This window comes from Streptomyces sp. NBC_00358, from assembly GCF_036099295.1.
Lineage (GTDB): Bacteria > Actinomycetota > Actinomycetes > Streptomycetales > Streptomycetaceae > Streptomyces.
Genome location: NZ_CP107976.1, coordinates 4,891,805 through 4,910,740 on the forward strand (window position 1 = coordinate 4,891,805; position 18,936 = coordinate 4,910,740).

An 18,936-nucleotide genomic window follows, 5' to 3' on the forward strand; every position below is an offset into this window, starting at 1 on the left:
ATCTGACGGACAGTCAGAAAACCTTGTTCGTACGAGGTCCGGGAGGGCCGTCGTCGTGCACCTCGCCCCCACCGAGCGCCAGCAGCGGCTGCGCGCCGAGCTCCGCACGTACTTCCGGGAGCTGATGCCGGACGGGCCACCGCCCGCCGACGACCCGGCGGGGCAGCGGGCGCTGCTGCGCCGGATCGGCGCCGACGGTCTGCTCGGGCTCGGCTGGCCGGTCGCTTACGGCGGACAGGGGCGCGGACCGGACGAGCAGTTCGTGTTCTTCGACGAGGCCTACCGGGCCGGAGCCCCCGTCTCGATGGTCACGCTGAACACCGTCGGACCGACCCTCATGAAATACGGCAGCGAGGAACAGAGGGACTTCTTCCTGCCGCGCATCCTCAGCGGAGACCTCGTCTTCGCCATCGGGTACTCCGAGCCGTCGGCCGGCACCGACCTCGCCTCACTGCGCACGCGTGCCGTCCGGGAGGCAGCGGGGAGCGCGGGACCGGCCGGCGCCGAGAGCGGGCACTGGCGCGTGGACGGGCAGAAGATCTTCACCTCCAACGCCCAGAACGCCGACTGGATCTGGCTCGCCTGCCGGACCGATCCGGACGCGCCCAAGCATCGGGGCATCTCGATCCTGCTCGTCCCCACGGACGCTCCCGGCTTCTCCTGGACGCCGATCGAGACGGTGGGCGGCCAGACCACCACGGCGACGTACTACGACGGCATCCGTGTCCCGGCCGGGAACCTGGTCGGCGAGGAGAACGGCGGCTGGGGGCTCATCACCAGCCAGCTCAACCACGAGCGGGTGGCCCTCGCCGCGATCGGCATGCAGGCCGAGGACTTCTACGCGGCCGCGCTGGAGGCGGCCGGTACGCCCGACCCGGTGACCGGGAGGCGCAGGGTCGACGAGCCGTGGGTGCGCTTCCAACTGGCCGAAGCCCATGCCCGTCTGGCGGCATCGCGCCTGCTCAACTGGCGTTTGGTGGGGGAGGTGGGAGCCGGTGGCCCGGCGCCCGGCGACGCGAGCGGCGTGAAGGTCATGGGAACCGAATCCGCGGTCGCCGTGTACCGGATGTGTCAGCACATCGTGGGAGCGGACGCACTGGTCCGCTCCGGTTCACCGGGCGTCTTCGGGACCGGCGAGCTGGAGCGGATGAACAGGGCGGCGCAGATCAACACGTTCGGGGGCGGGGTGAGCGAGGTGCAGCGGGAGATCGTCGCGACGATGCGGCTCGGCATGCGGAGGGGGCGCCGGTGAGCGGCCGGGGAGCGGGCGGCGAGGGCGCCGCGGCGGACGAGGGCGCGGAACGCCAGGCCGCCGCGCGCGAGGCCGCCGCGCGCGAGGGCGGCGACCTGTGGGCGCGTCTCAAGGAGTACGAGGGGCGCGCGGCCACCGTCGGGGGCGTCGGCAGGGACCCGGTCAACGCGCCGATGATCCGGCACTGGTGCGAGGCGATGGGAGACACGCATCCGGCGTACGAGGGCCCGGACGCCGTGGCGCCGCCCACCATGCTCCAGGCGTGGACGATGGGAGGCCTTCGCGGGCACCCCGGTGGCCCCGGGCGGTCCGGGGCGTACGACGAGCTGCTCCGGCTGCTCGACGGCGCTGGGTACACCTCGGTGGTCGCCACCGACTGCGAGCAGGAGTATCTGCGTCCGCTGCGCCCCGGGGACGAGATCACCTTCGACGGCGTCATCGAGTCCGTCTCGGAGCGCAAGACGACCAAGCTGGGCACGGGGTTCTTCGTCACGTCGAGGACGGACATCCGCGTGGGGGGCGAACTCGCCGGGACACACCGGTTCCGCATCCTCAAGTACGTTCCGGCACACGCGAATCCGAAGGCTCCCGCGACCGGGGCTGCGGTCGGGGATGCGGTCACCGGCACGGGTGAGGGTGCGGGCACGGGGGACTCGGCGGGCACCCCGGCGGTGGACGGCGCGAAGGCGAGGAGCAGGCGCCCGCGCCCGGTGATCAACAGGGACAACGCCGGATTCTGGGAGGGCGTCGGGCACCACCGGCTGCTGATCCAGCGCTGCACGGCGTGCGGGGCCCTGAGATTCCCGTGGCTGCCGGGATGCGGAGCGTGCGGCGGCCCGGACTGGGACACGGTCGAGGCGGGCGGCGAGGGGACCGTCCATTCGTACGTCGTCATGCACCACCCGCCGTTCCCCGCCTTCGACCCTCCCTACGCCGTCGGTCTGATCGAGCTCGCGGAGGGCGTGCGGATCGTGAGCAACGTGGTGGGTGTGCCGCACGACGAGGTGCGGATCGGGATGCCGGTGCGGCTCGAATTCCGGCGGTACGACGAGGAGTTGGAGCTGCCGGTCTTCCGGGCGGGGGAGCGGGCCGGCGGCGACGGCGTTCCCGGTGCCCCGGTCGCACGCACGGCCGCCGGCCGCGTCGGTTCGGCCGTCCTCTCGGCGGGCCGACCGGGGGACGGGAGCTGACATGGACTTCACGCCCACCGAGGAGCAGACGGCCGCCCGGGACCTGGCCGCGCGGATCTTCGGCGACCTCTCCACCCACGAACGGCTCACCGCGGCCGGGACGGGCAGCGACGCCGGACTGTGGAAGGAGCTCTGTGCCGCCGGACTGGTGGCGGCGGTCGAGGAGACCGGTCTCCTCGGTCTCGTCCTGCTGCTGGAGGAACAGGGACGCACCACGGCCCAGGTGCCGTTCGCGGCGAGCTGTGTGTACGGCCTGCTCGCCGTGGAGGCGCACGGTTCGCCCGAGCAGCGCGAGCGGCTGCTGCCGGGGATCGCCGACGGGACGGTGGTGGTGACCGGAGCGATAGCCGGCGCGGGCGCGATATCGGGCTCCGCCTCCGGGCCGGGTTCCGTCTCCGGGCCGGGTTCCGTCTCCGGGCCGGGTTCGGCCTCCGGGCCGGGTTCCGTCTCCGGGCCGGGTTCGGCCTCCGGATCGGGTTCGGCCTCCGGATCGGGTTCGGCCTCCGGACCGGGCTCCGTCTCCGGATCGGGTTCGGCCTCCGGACCGGGTTCCGTCTCCGGATCGGGTTCGCCTTCCGGAGTCGTGCGGGAGCGGGCGCGGGGGAAGCGGGAAGAAGTGCTTGTGGGGAGGCTGACCGGGGCCGTCCCCGCGGTGCCCTGGCTGCGCGACGCCACCCATGTGCTCGTCGCCGATGACCGGCGCGGGCTCTGGCTGGTCCGGGTCGCGGAGGCGGAGAGCGAGCCGGTCGAACTGACGGCGCCCTGGTCCGCGGGGCGCCTGACACTGGACGGGACACCGGGCGAGGCGCTGGGCGCCGAGGGGGCGTACGACGACCTGCTGGCCACGGCCCGTATCGCGTTCGCCGGGCTCCAGGCAGGAGTGTGCGCCGGGTCGCTGTCACGGGCGGTGGAGCACACGAACGCGCGCGAGCAGTTCGGGCGCCCGCTCGCCGCCAAGCAGGGCGTCCAACTACGCGCCGCCGACGCCTACATGGACACCGAGGCGATACGGGTGACGGCGTACGAGGCGGCCTGGCGGCGTGACGAGGGGCTGCCCTACGCGGCGCACGCCCTGACGGCCGCCTGGTGGGCGTCCGAGGCCGGGCAGCGGGTGGTCCACACGGGCCAGCATCTGCACGGCGGGGCGGGTGCCGACCTCGAACACCCCGTGCACCGGCATTTCCTCTGGGGGCGGCAGCTGGACGCCTATCTGGGATGCGGGGGCGAAGTGCTGCAGGAGTTGGGGGAGTTGATCGCGAACGGGGAGGTGGAGACATGAGAGCGGGCGACGTACTGCCGCCGCTGGAGATCGAGATCACCCGCACGCTGATCGTGGCCGGGGCGATCGCCTCACGGGACTACCAGGACGTGCACCACGACGCGGAGCTGGCGAGGGCGAAGGGCTCGCCGGACATCTTCATGAACATCCTGACGACCAACGGCCTGGTCGGACGGTATGTGACCGACCACTTCGGCCCCTTTGCCGTGCTGCGCAAGGTGGCGATACGGCTGGGCGCTCCCAACCACCCAGGAGACACCATGGTGTTGACCGGCTCGATCGAGGAGGTCGACGGTGACACGGCCACGGTGCGGATCCTCGGCGCCAACGGCGTCGGCCGGCACGTGATGGGCACGGTGACGGTGACGGTCCCGACTCCGACCCCGACTTCGACTCCGATCCCGACTACGGAAGCGGCAGTGGCGCCGGGCCGTGCCCTCGCCCCCGTCGACGCGTCGGCCGAAGGGAGTGCCGGGTGAGCGTGCGCAGGCGGGACGGCCTCGGTGGGCGGGCGGCGATCGTCGGCATCGGGGCGACCGAGTTCTCCAAGGACTCGGGGCGCAGCGAGCTGCGGCTGGCGGTCGAGGCGGTGCGGTCCGCGCTGGACGACGCGGGGCTGACGCCGGGGGACGTGGACGGGATGGTGACGTTCACGATGGACACCAGCCCGGAGATCACCGTCGCGCAGGCGGCCGGGATGGGGGAGTTGTCGTTCTTCTCGCGCATCCACTACGGCGGTGGAGCGGCCTGCGCGACCGTCCAGCAGGCCGCGCTCGCGGTGGCGGCCGGGGTGGCCGAAGTCGTGGTCTGCTACCGGGCGTTCAACGAGCGGTCGGGCCGTAGATTCGGCTCGGGCGTGCAGCGGCGGGAGCCGTCGGCGGAGGGTGCGGCGCTGGGCTGGGCCCTGCCGTTCGGACTGCTCACCCCGGCCTCCTGGGTGGCGATGGCGGCCCAGCGGTATCTGCACACCTACGGCCTGACACCTGAGGTGTTCGGGCACGTCGCGGTGGTGGACCGGAAGTACGCGGCGACCAACCCGGCGGCGTACTTCCACGGCAGACCGATCACGCTCGCCGAGCACGCGGCCTCGCGGTGGATCGTGGAGCCGCTGCGGCTGCTGGACTGCTGCCAGGAGACCGACGGCGGCCAGGCGCTGGTGGTCACCTCCGTGGAGCGGGCCCGCGATCTGCCGCACCCCCCGGCGGTGATCACGGCCGCCGCCCAGGGCGCCGGTCGGGCGCAGGAGCAGATGACCGGTTTCTACCGGGACGATCTGACGAGGCTTCCCGAGATGGGCGTGGTGGCCCGGCAGTTGTGGCGGACGGCGGGGATGAGCCCGGCGGAGATCGACGTGGGGATCCTGTACGACCACTTCACGCCGTTCGTGCTGATGCAACTGGAGGAGTTCGGGTTCTGCAAGCCGGGGGAGGCCGCGGACCTCGTCGCCGAGGAGCGGCTGCCGCTGAACACGCACGGGGGGCAGCTCGGGGAGGCGTACCTGCACGGGATGAACGGGATAGCGGAGGGCGTACGGCAGCTGCGGGGCACGTCCGTGAACCAGATAGCGGGCGCCGGGCGCGTCCTGGTCACCGCGGGGACGGGCGTGCCCACCTCCGGCCTGATCCTCGGCTCCGACAACTGAGCCCCGGCCCAGTCCTCCGTCCAGGCCCCGGCCCCTGTCCCGGCCCCCGTTGCGGTCCGTGTCCGGGCTTTTGCCCCGGCCGTCCCGGCCGTCCCGGCCGTCGTAGCGCCTCCGTCGTCGAGGGCCGGCCGAGCGGGTCCTCCCGGTGTGCGGGGTTTCCGGGTGGTGCCCGGAGTACTGCACCCGGGTGCTTGCCTCGCGTGTTGATCCGGAGTCCCGCTTTCCGGGTACTCCCCCGGTGATCGTCTCTCGGGGATGAACCCTCAGAGGGCGGTACCGCTTGTCCACCCTCAGGAGGTGAGGACCACCCCAGTTCTACAACCTGAGGCGGACATGGCTTCGGGACCTGCGGCCGATCCGCCGGAGGAGGGGGCGAACCTAGCGTGGAGCCATGACCACACTCGTCTGCACGAGCGCCTCGGATGCCGCCACGGGGGCGACGCGGAACCGTTCGTACCCGTCGTTCTCCTCGTACGTGAAGGCGCGGCAGCCCGTGCTGCTGCGCACCGCCCGGTCACTCACCGCGAACCCGAGCGACGCGGAGGACCTGTTGCAGACGGCGCTGGCGAAGACGTATGTCGCCTGGGACCGGATCGAGGACCACCGGGCGCTGGACGGCTATGTGCGGCGGGCGCTGCTCAACACGCGGACGTCGCAGTGGCGCAAGCGCAAGGTCGACGAGTTCGCCTGCGACGAACTGCCCGAACCGGAGGGGCTGCCCGCCGCCGACCCCGCCGAGCAGCAGGCTCTGCACGACGCGATGTGGCGGGCGATCACGAAGCTGCCGGCGCGGCAGCGGGCGATGGTGGTGCTGCGCTACTACGAGGATCTGAGCGAGGCCCAGACGGCGGAGGTGCTCGGCGTCTCCGTCGGCACGGTCAAGTCGGCGGTCTCCCGCGCGCTGGGGAAACTGCGCGAGGACCCCGAGCTGGTCCCGGTGCGTCAGGAGACGCCCCGACCGGCCGCCGAGCAGGCAGTTGGCTGATCGATCATTCCTTCGCCTAGTGACATACCACGCGGTATGTGAGCAGAATCAGCCCAACCCATTACTACCGCGTAGGCAATGTCGCCCCCGGGAGGACGCCGTGCTGAGCACGATGCAGGACGTACCGCTGACTGTGACCCGCATTCTGGAGCACGGGGCGCTGGTGCACGGAGAGTCGCAGATCACGACCTGGACGGGCGAGGGCGAGCCGCACCGCCGCAGCTTCCGCGAGGCCGGGGAGCGCGCCAACCAGCTCGCCCACGCCCTGCGCGACGACCTCGGTGTGACGGGCGACGAGCGGGTCGCGACCCTGATGTGGAACAACGCCGAGCACGTCGAGGCGTACTACGCGATCCCCTCCATGGGCGCCGTGCTGCACACCCTGAACCTCCGCCTCCCGGCCGAGCAGCTCGTCTTCATCGTCAACCACGCCGCCGACCGCGTGATCATCGCCAACGGCTCGCTGCTTCCGCTGCTCGCGCCGCTCCTTCCCCACCTGCCGACGGTGGAGCACGTGGTGGTCTCGGGTCCCGGTGACCGTTCGCTGCTGGACGGGACGAGCGTGCGGGTGCACGAGTACGAGGCACTGCTCGCCGGGAAGCCGACGGCCTACGACTGGCCGGAGATCGACGAGCGGCAGGCCGCGGCCATGTGCTACACCTCCGGCACCACCGGAGACCCCAAGGGTGTTGTGTACTCCCACCGTTCGATCTACCTGCACTCCATGCAGGTGAACATGGCCCAGTCCATGGGGCTCACCGACCATGACACGACCCTCGTCGTCGTCCCGCAGTTCCACGTCAACGCCTGGGGTCTGCCGCACGCGACCTTCATGTCCGGCATCAACATGCTGATGCCGGATCGTTTCCTCCAGCCCGCGCCCCTCGCCGAGATGATCGAGAGCGAGCGGCCGACGCACGCCGCCGCCGTCCCGACCATCTGGCAGGGCCTGCTCGCCGAGCTGACCGCCAAGCCCCGGGACGTCTCCTCCCTCGCCCAGGTGACGATCGGCGGCTCGGCCTGCCCGCCCTCGCTCATGGCCGCCTTCGACGCGCTGGGCATGCGCGTCAGCCACGCCTGGGGCATGACCGAGACCTCCCCGCTCGGTACCGTCGCCCGCCCGCCGGCCCACGCCGTGGGCACCGACGAGGAGTTCGCGTACCGCCTCACCCAGGGCCGGTTCCCGGCGGGCGTCGAGGCCCGCCTCACCGGCCCCGGCGGCGAGCGGCTCCCGTGGGACGGCGAGTCCGCCGGCGAGCTGGAGGTCCGCGGCCCGTGGATCGCCGGCGCCTACTACGGCGGCAACGACGCGGAACCGCTGCGCCCCGCCGACAAGTTCAGCGAGGACGGCTGGCTCAAGACAGGTGACGTCGGCACGATCAGCCCCGACGGCTTCCTGACCCTCACCGACCGTGCCAAGGACGTCATCAAGTCGGGCGGCGAGTGGATCTCCTCGGTCGACCTGGAGAACGCCCTCATGTCCCACCCGGACGTGACCGAGGCCGCGGTCGTGGCCGTCCCCGACGAGAAGTGGGGCGAGCGGCCGCTGGCCACCGTCGTCCTGAAGGAGGGTTCCACGGCTGACTTCGAGAGCCTGCGCGCCTTCCTCGCCGAAGAGGGCAAGATCGCCAAGTGGCAGCTCCCGGAGCGCTGGTCGGTCGTCGAGACGGTCCCGAAGACGAGCGTCGGCAAGTTCGACAAGAAGGTGCTCCGCAAGAAGTACGCGGAGGGCAGTCTGGACGTGACCAAGCTCTGACGCGCCACGGGGCGGCCACCGCCGGCCCCGGGAGAGCCGTACACGCAGGCCGGGCGGGGAGCCTCAGGGCTCCCCGCCCGGCCTGCGCGCGGTTCACCGGCCCACCGGCGCACGGACGTGCGGCCGGGACGGGTCCGGCTCAGGACACTAGTTGGTGCCGATGCGGGCCAGGAGGTCCACGATCCGGTCCTGGACCTCGTCGCTCGTGGAGCGTTCGGCGAGGAACAGCACGGACTCCCCCGCGGCCAGCCGCGGCAGTTCCGCCGGGTCGACGGCGGCCGTGTAGACGACGAGGGGCGTGCGGTTCAACTGCCCGTTCGCCCGCAGCCAGTCGACGATCCCGGCACGCCGGCGCCGTACCTGCATCAGGTCCATCACCACGAGGTTCGGCCGCATCTGCGCGGCCAGGGTGACGGCGTCCTCGTCCGTCGAGGCGCGCGCGACCTGCATCCCGCGCCGCTCCAGCGTGGCCGTCAGCGCCAGCGCGATCTCCGCGTGCTCCTCGATCAGCAGCACCCGCGGCGGGTGCTGCTCGGAGTCGCGGGGCGCGAGCGCCTTCAGCAGTACGGCGGGGTCGGCGCCGTACGCCGCCTCGCGCGACGCCTGTCCGAGTCCGGCCGTCACCAGGACGGGCACCTCGGCGGCGACGGCGGCCTGGCGCAGCGACTGCAACGCCGTGCGGGTGATCGGACTGGTCAGCGGGTCGACGAACAGCGCGGCCGGGAACGCGGCGATCTGCGCGTCGACCTCTTCGCGCGAGTGCACGACCACGGGCCGGTAGCCGCGGTCGCTGAGTGCCTGCTGGGTGGGGGCGTCGGGCGCCGGCCACACGAGCAGCCGACGCGGGTTGTCCAGCGGCTCCGGGGGCAGTTCGTCGTCCACGGGACGCGGCTGCGGCTGGTCGGCGACCTCGACGGCACCGCCGGGACCGTCGAGCGGCTCGGGGCCTTCGGCCGCGTTCTCGTCCGGTGCTCCTATGGCGTACGACCGTCCGGCGCCCTCGGTGGTGCCGGGCCGCCGGGGGCCGCCCTGCGGAAGCGAGCGCGCTCCCGTCTCGGCGCGTTCGACGACGGGCTCCGGCGGTGTGCCGAGCTTGCGGCGACGGCCTCCGCCGTTCGACGCGTGCGGGGGAGGCGTCTGCGCCTGGACGCCGCCGCCCGGCTGGGCCGCCGCGACCTGGCGGGCGAAGGGCACGCCCTGGCCGAGCGTGCGCACGCTTATGGCACGGCCCTGCGTCGAGTTGGAGTCGGCGGCCGGGGCGGACGGGGGAGCGGCCTCGGCGGGCAGCGGCTGGGCGGCACGCGGGACCGGGCGCTCCGGGGGGAGCGGGGTGGGGGCGGACCGGGCCGTGACGGCCGGGTCCGCCGCCGGGAGCGCGGGCTGCGCGCCCGCGCCGGACGGCACCGGCCTGCCGGGGGAACCCGCGGCCTGAGTGCCGGCGCCGTTGGTGGTGTTCGCGTCGGGCCACGGCTGGGGGGCCGGAGCGAGCGCGGAACCCGGCGCCACGGCTGCGGGGGCGGCACCGGCCGGGGTGTCCTGCGCGGCTCCGGCGGGCCGCCGGGCGGGAACCGGCTGACCGGCCGCGGCCTGGACACCCTGCGCGGGAAGCCCCTGCGCGGGAACGCTCTGCCCGAGCGCGGGGACCTGCTGTCCGGGAACACCCTGGGCCGGGAGTGCCTGCGCGGGTGTCCCCGCCGTCGTCCCGGGCCGGCCCGGGGCCGCGATCTGAGCGGCTCGTCGGCGGCCCGTCGGGGCGGAGGCGGGGTGCGGCTGCGGCGGTGTGTGATCGTCGTCGGGGTCGTGCAGCATCGCGTCGTGGCGGCCGTCGGGCTGCTGAGCCAACGCGACCTGGGCCTGTGCAGCCCGAGCGACCTGTGCCCGAGCCGCCTGGGCCTGGGCGGCCTGGGCCTGGGCGGCCTGCACCTGGGCGGCCTGCACCTGGGCCTCGGCCTGGACGTATTCCGGTGAGCGGTCCGCCTCCGCCGGCGGCAGCGCGAACACCGCGCGGGCGCCCGTCTCCTGTGCGGCGGCACGCTCGGCCGCCGCGGCCAGCGCGCGTCGGCGCCGTCCGGTCGTCCGGCCCGCCTCGTCGGCGGCACCGTCGTCCTCGTCACGGCCGTCGTCCGGTGCCGTGGCGGCCCCGGCCGGCCGCGCACCGGGCGCCATCGGCAGGGCCGCGGGCAGTGCGTTCTGTTCGCCGTCCCGGCGCGCGCGTCGTCCGGAAGGCACCGGCACCCCCTGCGGAGGCACCGTCCCGCCCAGCCCGGATCCCACGGCCGCGGTACCCGCCCCGTGCTCGCCCGCCATCACGACCGCGCCCTCGGAGACCCCGTCGGGCGCGCCTTCGGCCGTGGCGTGGCCGGTGCCCTCGGCGGGGCTGGGCCGGCCGCGGCGTCGCCCGGTACCGCCGGAGCCGTCCTCCGCGCCCTCGGTCGTCTGCTCGTGCGCGGAAACCGGCAGTTCGCCCGTCGCCTGCTCCTCGCTGGCACGCCGGCGACGGCGCCCGGTGGGAGCGGTCGTACCGGCACCGGCCGCCTCGACGGCCTTCGGGCCGGACTCCCCCGCCACCTCGCTCTCCAGGAAGGCGTCCACGGAGGACCGCCGGGCCCGCCGCCTGCCACCGCTCTGCTGCGCGGTCGGCTCGGCGAGAGCGACCTCGGTGGAGACCACCGGTCCTGTGCCGAGCGGAACCGAGCCCGCCCCGCCCCCGATGGGCACCTCCAGGACGTACGCGCTGCCACTCATCCCCGGCACCTCGTGCGTCTGGAGCACACCGCCGTGCGCGCGCACGATCCCGCGCACGATCGGCTCGTGCACCGGGTCTCCCCCGGCGTACGGCCCGCGCACCTCGATCCGGACGACCTCGCCGCGCTGTGCCGCCGCCACGACGACCGTGTTGTCCATGTAACCGCCCGCCGACACCGGCGCGTTGCCGGTCGCGTCGACGCCCGCGACATCCGCGATGAGGTGGGCGAGGGCGCCCGCGAGACGCTGCGGGTCGACCTCGGCCTCGATGGGCGGCGCGTGCACGGCGAACTGCACCCGGCCGGGCCCGATCAGGTCGACGGCCCCGTCGACACCGGCCGCGACCACGGCGTCGAGCATCACGTTCGTACGGAAGATCGTGTCGATGCCGGCGTCCAGCCGCTGGTAGCCGAGGACGTTGTCGACGAGCGTCGTGATCCGCGAGTAGCCGGCCGAGAGGTGGTGGAGCACCTGGTTGGCCTCCGGCCAGAGCTGCCCCGCGTCGTCGGCGGCGAGCTTGGCGAGTTCGCCGCGCAGTTGGTCGAGCGGCCCGCGCAGGGACCGGCCGAGGACGGCGAGGAGCTGCTCGTGCCGGCCGGTCAGCGCCTCGTAGCGGTCCTTCTCCCGCTCTCCGAGGGCCGCGTAGCGCTCGTCCCCGGCGGCGAGTTCCTCCTCGTGCCCCTCGGTCAGTTCGGTGAGCTCGGCGGTGTGCCGCTCGCGCAGCTCCTCCAGTTCGGCGGAATGCTCCTCGCCGATCCGCTCCAGCTCCTCGGCGTGCCGGGTGGCGGCCGCGTCCTTCTCCTCGACCAGGGTGTCGTACGGCCGCCGGTCGGTGAAGGTCATGACGGCACCGACGAGCTGGTCCCCGTCGCGCACCGGAGACGTCGTCAGGTCGACCGGTACCTGGTCCCCCGACTTCGACCACAGCACCTGCCCGCGCACCCGGTGCTTGCGTCCGGAGCGCAGGGTGTCGGCGAGCGGCGACTCCGCATAGGGGAAGGTCTCGCCGTCCGCCCGCGAGTGCAGGATCAGGGCGTGCAGGTCCTTGCCGCCGAGATCGCTGGCCCGGTATCCGAGGATCTGGGCGGCGGCGGGATTGACGAGGACGACCCGCCCCTCGGTGTCCGTCCCGACGACACCCTCGGCCGCCGCGCGCAGGATCATCTCGGTCTGGCGTTGCGAACGCGCGAGTTCGGCCTCGGTGTCGACGGTGCCCGAAAGGTCGCGTACGACGAGCATGAGCAGCTCGTCGGGGGTGGGGCCGTGGGTGTCGTAGGCCTGCTGGCCGTTCTCCAGATTCGCGCTCGTGACCTCGACCGGGAACTCCGTGCCGTCGGTCCGGCGCGCGATCATCCGGGTCGGCTTGGTCCGCCCGCGCTCGTCCGTGGTGTCGGGGCGCCGCATGGATCCGGGGATCAGCCGGGAGTCGAACTCGGGCAGCAGATCGAGCAGCCCGCGGCCCACCAGAGCCGTGCCCGGGGTCTCGAAGGCCTCCAGGGCGATGCTGTTGGCGTTGACGACGGTCCCGTTGGCGTTGACCAGGACCAGCGCATCGGGCAGCGCGTCCAGTATGGCTGCGAGGCGAGCAGCGCCTCGGGATGGCCTGCTGCTCACGAGACGCTTCCTCCCTGTTACCGCACCTTGCCGACCGCGGTTGCCATCTTGCCAACCGGCCCGCGGCGTGTCACGCGAGGGAGTCTACGGGCAGTGGTTGCGCTCGCGATGCCGGATGAGAGGGAGGTCGCACACATATGAGACGCAGATCCGGCGGAGAACCTGTGACCACGCATTTCGTGCCGCGGAACCGTGAGAGCACCGTGAGATCACCGTGACGTCGCCGTGTCCTGGCGGGTCCTGATCGGGTCCTGATCGGTCCGGATCGGGTCCTGGTGGGGTGTCCGGGCCGGGGCCTGGCCGGCCACGGGACAGCCCTTAGGAGTGCGTGCCGGGCAGCAGCGGCACCAGGGCGTTCCAGCGCGAGATCTCGCACCCGTTCGAGCGGTCGTAGCGCGCGTCGACGGTCCGCCCCGCCCAGGTCCCCGTGACGTGGGCGGTGGCCGGGCCCCCGTACTGCATGGTGCAGAGGGTGTCCGGCGGCACCGGGGCGAAGGTGTCCTTGCCCCAGGTGGTCATCCGGTCCAGCCGGTCGCAGGCCGCCGCCGCGTCCGGATGGCTGCCTCCCGCGGGGTGGCACTCCAGCTCGGACGTCCCGTCCGCACCGCCGCCCACGCCGGTGACGGTCACCGTCAGCCGGTCCGCGGAGTCGTCCGGGCGGGCCGGCGGGGGCATGAGGGCCGGCAGGGCGACTCCGTACGCGGCGGCGGACAGCGCGGACGGCCCGCCAGGGAAGAGGGGGGACACCGTGGCGGGGAACGCCGAGGTGGCTCCGGCGGGGGACGCCATGGGTACGGGGGGCACTCCCGGCGCACCGGACGGGGTGCCGGCGGTGGCGCTGGGCACGGCGGAGAGCGCGGCGGTGGCGGACACGGCGGCGGTGAGGAGCAGTCGGCGCAACATGACCTGCCTAACGCGGGGCGACCCGCCCGGTTGCGCGCGGGCGGGTGCTTTGCGGTGCGGCCTGCCTGCCTAGTACCGTGGGGGGCGATTGGTGACACCGCGCTCGACTGTGTCATCATCTGCACGCACCACTCGCGCTCGCGCAAGTGGTTGTGCGGGAGGCGTCGCCTAGTCCGGTCTATGGCGCCGCACTGCTAATGCGGTTTGGGACTTCAATCCCATCGAGGGTTCAAATCCCTCCGCCTCCGCGCGAAGATCCGAAGCCCCGGTCCCATGGACCGGGGCTTCGGCGTTCTCGGTGTCCGTGTTCCCCGTCCGAGTTCCCCAGGGCCGCGTTCCATGGGTCCGCGGGAGCCGCGCGGGGCGCGGGCGCCCGGGGGGCTCGCGAAGGCCCAGAAGTGCGTTTGCCCAGCTCACAAGGGGTGAGGCAAACGGATTTCACATGGCGGCGGCAGTCATGTAATGTTCTTCCTGTCGCCGCGAGCGGGGCAAAAGCCCGGCAAGCGAAGACAGAAGCACAACAGAACAAGCACTCGTAGCTTAACGGATAGAGCATCTGACTACGGATCAGAAGGTTGCAGGTTCGAATCCTGCCGAGTGCACAGCAGACCAGAGGCCCCGCGGAGAAATCCACGGGGCCTCTGGCTTTTTGCGTGGACGGCAGTGGTTGACGGCAACCGGGTTCCGAAGTGGTTCGGGGGCACCCGGTGGATCTTGGCATGGCCCTGACGTGCCTGAGAGGATCCCTGCTCATGGACACCAGGGGCGGGGATTCGCCACAGCAGGACACGGACCGTGGCAGGGCAGTGGAGTTCACCTACCGGCCGACGGCTGCGGACTTCGAGGAGGCGCTCCGTGCGCGAGCCCGTCGGTCACCGGCGGGCCGGGCCCAGTTGTTCATGGCGCCGATGATCGCGACAGTCGCCGTGTCCGTCTTCTCGATCCTCCACGACGCCTCGCTGACCGTGTGGATCGTCACGCTGGTGCTCTCCGTGGCCGCCACGTCCTGGGGCGCTGTACGCGGAAGGCGCATCGCGGCCCGCCGGATGTTCGGCTTCATGGAGGCGTACGGGCAGTGTCACGTGGTGGCCGACGACCGAGGCACGGTCACCACCGGCGAGCGGGCGTCCCACACCACCGGGTGGACGGTGTACCGGGAGTATCTGGAGACCACCGGGCTCTTCGTGCTGCTGAGCGGTGACCGCGCGGCCGGATTCGCGATACTGCCCAAGAGGGGCGCCCAGGACCCCGCCGACGTGGACCGGCTTCGGGTGATCCTGGACCGGAACCTGAAGCGCCTCTAGATGGCTCCAGGGGCCCACCCGTACCGTGGCCTTCCGGGGTGACCTGAACCGGATGAACCACGAGATCGGCGACCTGTCCGCACGAAGCGAGAACGAGCCTCAGTGAGAATCACCCCCGCCCGACCGAGCGATGTGTCCAAGCTGCTGGCCTTCCGGTCGGAGGCCGCGGGCTGGCTCGCTCGCCTCGGGACCGACCAGTGGCAACTCCCGTACCCGGCGGACAAGTTGTTGGACACCGTGGAGGACGGGACTGTCTTCATGGTCCTGGACGGTGCCGCGACGGTGGCGACCGTCACCCTGACCCCCGAGGCGGATCCGGGCCTCTGGACGGAGCGGGAACTCTCCGAGCCGTCGATGTTCATCAGCAAGCTCTCCGTCGCGCGAACTCACGCCGGACAGAACGTCGGCGGCCGTCTGCTCGATTGGGCCGGAGACCGCGCCCGTCGAGCCGGGGCCGGATGGCTCCGGCTCGACGCGTGGACGAACAACGAGGATCTGCAGGCGTACTACCTCCGCCAGGGGTTCGCGCACGTCCGCACGGTCTTGGAGGGGGCGGCGATCTACGGTGGGCCCCGGGTCTCGGGTTGGCTGGCCCAGCGGTCGACGCACCTGGCCGAGCACGGCTTTGTGGACGAGACCCCGGAGCCGGAACGCCTTGGTGACGGCTAGCCCGGCATCGCCGACATCGCCGCCCCGGGTTCCTACGGAACGGGTTGTCCCTGCGGGGGCAGGTTTCCGCCGGCTTCAGCGGGAGTGGCGGGCCGGCGCGGTGTCATTTGGCCGGCCAGCCACTCCAGGTTCTCCCAGACGCGGGGCTCGCCGTGCACCTTTCGCTGCGTCTCCATCCAGGGACGGTAGTTGTTCCAGACAGCGATGATGAGACCTCCCCAGGCCTCGTCGATGACTTTTCGGTCGAAGGCGTCCGACTGAGCGCCGACAGCCAGGAAGTTGAACGTCGTGAGGTAAGCCGTGATCAGTTTCGTCGTCGGCTCGTCACCTGCCAGCGAGAGGCTGATCAGAGCTGAAATGGCCTCGTGATCCCGCTCGTTGGGTATCCCCTCGTCGAACAGCACCTTTCGCCGTTCCATGTTGGCCGTGAGGTACTCCATGGTCGCCTGCTTGCGGCGCCTGTCGTGATCCTGGCCCGTGCCACGGGCCAGCATGAGGAGCTGCCACGCCAGTGCGCCGAAGGCGACGACACTGACGAGCAGAGAGCCGAACGAAGCAATCAGGGACCACCACTCATACGACGTCACGGCCCGATACCTTACGGAAGACGCGCAGTGGCGGGGCTGTTTCCGACATCAATGCCCGACATCGATGCCTGACATCAACGTCCACGTACGAAGGCGGACAGTCACGGGTTTCGCCCGGATCTCCGCTGTGCCCGGCATCGCCGCCACCGGGCCGGGTGGGCCGGGGAGGCCGGGGCCGCGGGGTCCAGGCTTCGCGGAGAGCGGGCGGCGTGTGCGTGCCGCGGCCGGGCGGTGGCCGGCGGCCGCCGGTGGGGGCCGGGAGGGTGACGCATCACCCGTGCGCTACCGTAACTCGCCTTTGTAGCGCACCTATTGGGGGATTCGATGCGCCGAACAACCGCAGTCGCGAGTGTCGTCACCGTGCTCGTGCCGCTTCTCCTGGCCGGCGCTTCGTCGGCATCGGCCACGGCCAAGGGGTCGCTCACCGTGAAGACGCTGGACCGCAGCGGCAGGCCGGCCTACGCCCAGGTGGCGGTCTACAACAAGAAGACGAACGACTTCCGCTACATCGAGAGCAACAAGGCGGTCTCGCTGCCCGACGGCAGCTACGAGCTCGCCACGTCCTTCGTCGACGACGGGGGTGCCGGGGGCATCGTCGGCGGTCACAGCGTGACGGTCTCCGGGTCGACGAAGACCACGTTCGACGCCCGCAAGGGCCGCCCGGTCAACGTCTCGCTCAGCCCGAAACCGGGCAGTGGGTACGACCACCGGGTCAGCGCGTACGTCTGCGCCACCGACAACAGCCCCGCGACCATGGGTATGTCGGCGGACGCGGGTGCGCTGTACGTCATCCCGACGAGCAGCAGGGCGTACGAGGTGTCCTACGGCACCACGTACGAGCCGCGGTCGGCGACCGGCGGGGACTTCTGGCTGGCCTCGGCCACGCACAAGGGAGGCGTGCCGTCCGGGGTGTCCGCGACACTCAAGCAGTCCAGGCTGACCACCCTCAAGGTGTCGGCCCGTTCCGGCCCCGACAGCGGACAGGCGCGGTTCTCGTTCGACAACTCGGCGGACGGCGACAGCTGCTCGATGTATCCGAACTCGCTCCAGTTCGAACGTGACCTGCCCGATTCCTTCGGCGTCCACGTCCCGGCCGGCCAGTGGAACGTGGGCCAGGAGAGCCACGACTACATCTACGGCGGGTTCCACAAGTACGCGGCGGGCCGGACGACCTCGCTGACCCTCGGCCACGCGGTCTGGGGGCCCAGCGGACGGTTGCCCAACACCTGGTACCACCAGCTCTACTTCGGGAACGTCAACCTGTTCGCCGACCCGACCCTGACCGCCGGCGGGATCCTGGCCGGCGGCACCCTGAAGCTGACCCACGCGGGCAGGACGCTCTACTCGAAGAGCTACGGACCAGGGGGCGACGTCGGCGGGCAGCCGCGCATCCCCGGTGCCGGCTGGTACTCGCTCAGCCAGACCGGCCGTCGCAGCCTGCCGTCCGGCTCACTGTCGACCAGCGCCAGCCTCAGCCTGCACTTCTACGCGGACCCCGGCAAGAACCAGCAGATCCGGGACTACATCACCCGCTTCCGGCCCGAGGCGCTGAACAGCAGGAACCAGGCGGCTCCCGGATCGACCACGACCGTCGACCTGGGCATGCAGCGCAGCGGCACGGGCGACAGCACCGTGCGCCAACTGTCGGACGGCGTGAAGTCCGTGCACGCCTGGTACACCACCGACAACGGCACCACGTGGCACGCGGCCACCGCGAAGCTGTCCGGCGGGAAGTGGACCACCGTCGTCCACAATCCGGCCGCCGGCCGCGTCGGCCTGCGTTCGACCGTCACCGACACCCACGGCGACAGCTCCACGACCACGGTGTACAACGCGTACGCCGTCGGCTGAAGGCCGTCGGACCCGCCGAGTGTCGAGCACGCCGGAGGCCCCGTGGAGGAGTCCACGGGGCCTCCGGCTTTCGCCCGTCCGGGGTGCGGTGTGGGCGTTCTCGCTGGTCAGGGCGATTGTCGGTGGAGGGGGCTAGTGTCGTTGGGGTGCGGCGGGTGTGGGTGTGTTCGGGGGTGCGGTGGTCGGGGGACGGGCCTGCGCTGATGTGGGGCGGCGGGCGGGGGAGTCCGCTTGCCCCGGGGAAGCGGGTCGCGTTCGGCGTGGTGGACGGGGGTGTGCGGACATGTGTCGGGGCGAGGGGCAACGCGTGTCCCGTACGGGCCGCCGTATCGCCGCGGAGCACGGGCGCGCGGTGCGAGGAGTGCGCGCGGCTGGACCGGGCGCACTCCGTGGCCGCCGACACCATCGCCGATGATCCACGGCCGTACCACGTGTATCTCGCGTGGTTCGGGCCCGGCATGGTGAAGGTGGGGATCACCCGGGTCGAGCGGGGTTCCGCGCGTCTTCTGGAGCAGGGCGCCGTCACCTTCAGCTGGCTGGGACAGGGGCCGTTGATGGCGGCGCGGCGGGCCGAGGAGTTGCTGCGGGCCGCGCTCCGGGTGCCGGACCGGATTCCGTACGCGGACAAGCGGGTGGTGCGGGCCGCGCTGCCGGGACCCGAGGAGCGCGTCGCCGAGATCCGGGAGCTGCACGCGCGTGCCGTGGATCTCGGCCGCTGGCCGGAGTCGCTCCGGCGCGCGCCCTTCGAACCCGTCGACCACATGGATGTGTTCGGACTCGCCGGACTCCCGCCCGCGCGGGGGGTCGTGCGCGAACTGGCCGCCGGAGGGGCGATCAGCGGTGAGCTGTGCGCCGCCGCGGGTCCCGATCTGCATCTCCTCACCGGGCGCGGAGTCGTCGTCCTCGACACCCGGCTGATGACGGGGTGGGACCTGACGGTTGTCGGAGGCGGAGGCGGAGGCGGAGGCGGGGACGGGGCCACGAGAGACGGCACGGAGGGGACGGGCGGCAGCGCCGACCGCGGAATCGCCTTCCCTGTACGGGAGTTGCGGGCGGCTGATGGCGGTGTCCAGGACGGTCTCTTCTGAGACGGGGGCGGGTCGGGTGGGGCCGGGGGCGCCGAACGGGCTCGGCGAGGGGGAGCGGGTGCTGGACGGAG

General features: G+C 72.3%; 14 protein-coding genes and 2 tRNA genes. 13 read left to right on the forward strand and 3 right to left on the reverse strand.

The genetic code is table 11. From position 1 onward, the window contains the following. The first annotated feature begins 55 nt into the window (after positions 1-55). The 7 genes from OHT01_RS20685 to OHT01_RS20715 all read left to right on the forward strand — a co-directional run bounded on the left by OHT01_RS20685 (position 56) and on the right by OHT01_RS20715 (position 8,104). Positions 56-1,252 carry an acyl-CoA dehydrogenase family protein gene (locus OHT01_RS20685; protein WP_328554621.1) on the forward strand — a complete coding sequence of 399 codons (1,197 nt, stop codon included), beginning with the start codon at positions 56-58 and terminating at the stop codon, positions 1,250-1,252. Further along, the gene (locus OHT01_RS20690; RefSeq protein ID WP_443043417.1) at positions 1,249-2,442 is read left to right on the forward strand and encodes a bifunctional MaoC family dehydratase N-terminal/OB-fold nucleic acid binding domain-containing protein; all 1,194 of its coding nucleotides are present in this window, start codon (positions 1,249-1,251) and stop codon (positions 2,440-2,442) included. The genes OHT01_RS20685 and OHT01_RS20690 overlap by 4 nt, the downstream gene beginning before the upstream one ends. A gap of 1 nt (position 2,443) precedes the next feature. Then, entirely contained in the window at positions 2,444-3,721 is a 1,278-nt protein-coding gene (locus OHT01_RS20695) for an acyl-CoA dehydrogenase family protein (protein ID WP_328554622.1), read from the forward strand. Beyond that, complete coding sequence (locus OHT01_RS20700) at positions 3,718-4,200, forward strand: MaoC family dehydratase (RefSeq protein ID WP_328554623.1); 483 nt, start codon at positions 3,718-3,720, stop codon at positions 4,198-4,200. The genes OHT01_RS20695 and OHT01_RS20700 overlap by 4 nt, the downstream gene beginning before the upstream one ends. Next, positions 4,197-5,363, forward strand: coding sequence for a lipid-transfer protein (locus OHT01_RS20705; protein ID WP_328554624.1), 1,167 nt, complete (start codon positions 4,197-4,199; stop codon positions 5,361-5,363). The genes OHT01_RS20700 and OHT01_RS20705 overlap by 4 nt, the downstream gene beginning before the upstream one ends. Before the next feature lie 391 nt (positions 5,364-5,754). Further along, the gene (locus tag OHT01_RS20710; RefSeq protein WP_328554625.1) at positions 5,755-6,348 is read left to right on the forward strand and encodes a SigE family RNA polymerase sigma factor; all 594 of its coding nucleotides are present in this window, start codon (positions 5,755-5,757) and stop codon (positions 6,346-6,348) included. Between the two features lie 112 nt (positions 6,349-6,460). Further along, entirely contained in the window at positions 6,461-8,104 is a 1,644-nt protein-coding gene (locus OHT01_RS20715; protein ID WP_328558193.1) for a long-chain fatty acid--CoA ligase, read from the forward strand. 147 nt (positions 8,105-8,251) lie between these two features. Here OHT01_RS20715 and OHT01_RS20720 read toward each other — a convergent pair whose 3' ends face one another. Continuing rightward, complete coding sequence (locus OHT01_RS20720) at positions 8,252-12,463, reverse strand: PAS domain-containing protein (protein WP_328554626.1); 4,212 nt, start codon at positions 12,461-12,463, stop codon at positions 8,252-8,254. Between the two features lie 318 nt (positions 12,464-12,781). After that, positions 12,782-13,366 (reverse strand): SSI family serine proteinase inhibitor, encoded by a 585-nt coding sequence (locus OHT01_RS20725; RefSeq protein ID WP_328554627.1) that lies wholly within the window; start codon positions 13,364-13,366, stop codon positions 12,782-12,784. A 157-nt stretch (positions 13,367-13,523) separates the two neighbouring features. On the opposite strand from OHT01_RS20725, the gene OHT01_RS20730 reads away from it, so the two are divergent. From OHT01_RS20730 to OHT01_RS20745, 4 genes are all read left to right on the forward strand, one after another. After that, positions 13,524-13,614: transfer RNA gene (locus tag OHT01_RS20730), tRNA-Ser, on the forward strand. A gap of 281 nt (positions 13,615-13,895) precedes the next feature. Next, a tRNA-Arg gene (locus OHT01_RS20735) sits at positions 13,896-13,968 on the forward strand. 150 nt (positions 13,969-14,118) lie between these two features. Beyond that, entirely contained in the window at positions 14,119-14,670 is a 552-nt protein-coding gene (locus tag OHT01_RS20740) for a hypothetical protein (protein WP_328554628.1), read from the forward strand. A gap of 102 nt (positions 14,671-14,772) precedes the next feature. Continuing rightward, entirely contained in the window at positions 14,773-15,339 is a 567-nt protein-coding gene (locus OHT01_RS20745; RefSeq protein ID WP_328554629.1) for a GNAT family N-acetyltransferase, read from the forward strand. A gap of 32 nt (positions 15,340-15,371) precedes the next feature. Here the strand turns inward: OHT01_RS20745 and OHT01_RS20750 are convergent, their stop codons facing one another. Next, positions 15,372-15,926 carry a DUF4760 domain-containing protein gene (locus OHT01_RS20750; RefSeq protein WP_328554630.1) on the reverse strand — a complete coding sequence of 185 codons (555 nt, stop codon included), beginning with the start codon at positions 15,924-15,926 and terminating at the stop codon, positions 15,372-15,374. A 324-nt stretch (positions 15,927-16,250) separates the two neighbouring features. On the opposite strand from OHT01_RS20750, the gene OHT01_RS20755 reads away from it, so the two are divergent. Then, positions 16,251-17,777, forward strand: a complete 1,527-nt coding sequence (locus OHT01_RS20755; protein ID WP_328554631.1) for a hypothetical protein — start codon at positions 16,251-16,253, stop codon at positions 17,775-17,777. A 146-nt stretch (positions 17,778-17,923) separates the two neighbouring features. Further along, a complete protein-coding gene (locus OHT01_RS20760; protein WP_328554632.1) occupies positions 17,924-18,865 on the forward strand; it encodes a DUF2797 domain-containing protein in 942 nt (313 codons plus the stop codon). The last annotated feature ends 71 nt before the right edge of the window (positions 18,866-18,936 follow it).